At 46.0% G+C, this 2,086-nt stretch carries 1 protein-coding gene; it reads left to right on the top strand.

Annotated elements, in window-relative coordinates; translation table 11 throughout:
• Positions 1 to 101 precede the first annotated feature (101 nt).
• The gene (gene aspS / locus GY683_RS07355) at positions 102 to 1,898 is read left to right on the top strand and encodes an aspartate--tRNA ligase (RefSeq protein WP_297288117.1); all 1,797 of its coding nucleotides are present in this window, start codon (positions 102 to 104) and stop codon (positions 1,896 to 1,898) included.
• Positions 1,899 to 2,086 lie beyond the last annotated feature (188 nt).

Genomic DNA, 2,086 nt, shown 5'->3' with positions numbered 1-2,086 from the left:
ATTTAGATTAACATTTTGGCGTATTTTTGCTAAAATCCTTAAATCTATCTTTGTATTTTGTTTTTAGATTTTTATAGTTTCGTTTTTAAGGCAATTATTCTATGATGCGCAGTCATTATTGCGGTCTTGTGACCGAAGAACTCATTGATCAAACCATCACCATCGCAGGCTGGGTACATCGTCGTCGTGACCACGGCGGTGTGATTTTCCTAGACATGCGTGACCGTGAAGGCTTATTGCAAGTCGTGATCGATCCAGATACTCCAAAAGCATTTGCAACTGCTGATGCTGCGCGCTCTGAATACCTACTTAAAATCACAGGTCGTGTTCGTCGTCGCTATGAAGGCACCGAAAATGACAGCATGACCAGCGGTCAAGTTGAGCTATTGGGTAAAGAGATCGAACTGCTTGCCAAGGCAGACACCCCGCCTTTCCCACTTAATGACGACAGCGTTAATGTCTCAGAAGAGCTGCGTTTAAAATATCGTTTCTTAGACATTCGTCGCCCTGAGATGCTAGATCGTCTACGTTTCCGCTCAAAAGTAACCAATCTAATTCGTAACTACCTAGATGAGCATGGTTTCTTGGATGTTGAGACACCTATTCTAACTCGTGCCACGCCAGAAGGCGCGCGTGACTACCTGGTACCGAGCCGTGTATCTAATGGTGAGTTCTATGCCCTACCACAATCACCGCAGCTATTTAAGCAGCTGTTAATGGTGGGCGGTATCGATCGTTACTATCAGATCGCTAAGTGTTTCCGCGATGAAGACCTACGCGCTGATCGCCAGCCAGAATTTACCCAAATTGACATCGAGACTTCATTCCTAGACGATAACGACATCATGGATTTGATGGAAGGCATGACCGTTAAGCTGTTTGATGAGCTGCTTGGCGTGAAATTTGACAAGTTTGAACGCATGCCTTATTCAGTGGCAATGCGTGATTACGCTTCTGACAAGCCAGACCTCCGCATTCCACTTAAACTGGTGGATGTGGCTGACATCATGCAGAACGTTGAGTTCAAAGTATTCTCAACGCCAGCCCAAGACCCTAAAGGTCGTGTTGCTGCATTGCGCGTGCCTAATGGCGCAGAAATCAGCCGTAAGCAGATTGATGAATACACCAAATTCGTGGGCATCTATGGCGCCAAAGGTTTGGCATACATCAAAGTGAACGACGTTAACAACATCAATAACGGCGTTGATAAAGAATCTGGTCTACAGTCACCGATCATCAAGAACATGACCGATGAAGTACTTGTAGAGCTTATCAAGCGTACAGGCGCAGAATCTGGCGACATCATCTTCTTTGGCGCTGACAAAGCAAAAGTAGTTAATGATGCGATGGGTGCACTCCGTGTTAAGCTTGGCCATGATCTAAATCTATTAACTTCAGAATGGGCGCCGCTGTGGGTGGTTGATTTCCCAATGTTTGAAGAAACCGATGACGGTAAATGGACTTCTGTTCACCATCCATTCACTCTACCAAAATCAAGCGTAGAAGACGTCAAAAACAACCCAGGCGAGGCACTGTCTGTTGCCTATGACATGGTGTTAAATGGCACCGAAATCGGTGGTGGTTCGCTACGTATCTACACCCTTGAGATGCAAAAAGCCATCTTCGAAGCGCTTGGCATTGGTGAAGAAGAAGCTGAAGAGAAATTCAGTTTCCTATTAAACGCCCTAAAATATGGCGCACCACCTCATGGCGGCTTAGCCTTCGGTCTTGATCGTCTGATCATGCTGATGACAGGCTCTTCATCAATTCGTGACGTGATCGCCTTCCCGAAAACCAAAACCGCAGAATGTCCATTAACTCAAGCACCTGCTGCCGTAGACAGTAAGCAGCTTCGTGAGCTTGGCATTCGCATCCGAGAAAAAGAAAAATCGGAATAAGGCATCTTTTTGATGTACGATTTGATTAGATTTGTGCCGCTATCGCTCATGCGCGTGGTGGCACAAATTGGCGCTTGGATTGCCAAATTGACGAATGCCAGCATCTATCGCAGCATTGATAGAAATCTTATGCTGGTCAATCCCAGTATGGCGGATAAAGACAGAGCTCAGTTGGCGACAGAAGCGCT

Source organism: Moraxella sp. (genome assembly GCF_024227015.1).
Classification (GTDB): Bacteria; Pseudomonadota; Gammaproteobacteria; order Pseudomonadales; family Moraxellaceae; genus Moraxella.
This window is presented reverse-complemented; position numbering and strand designations above follow the sequence as displayed.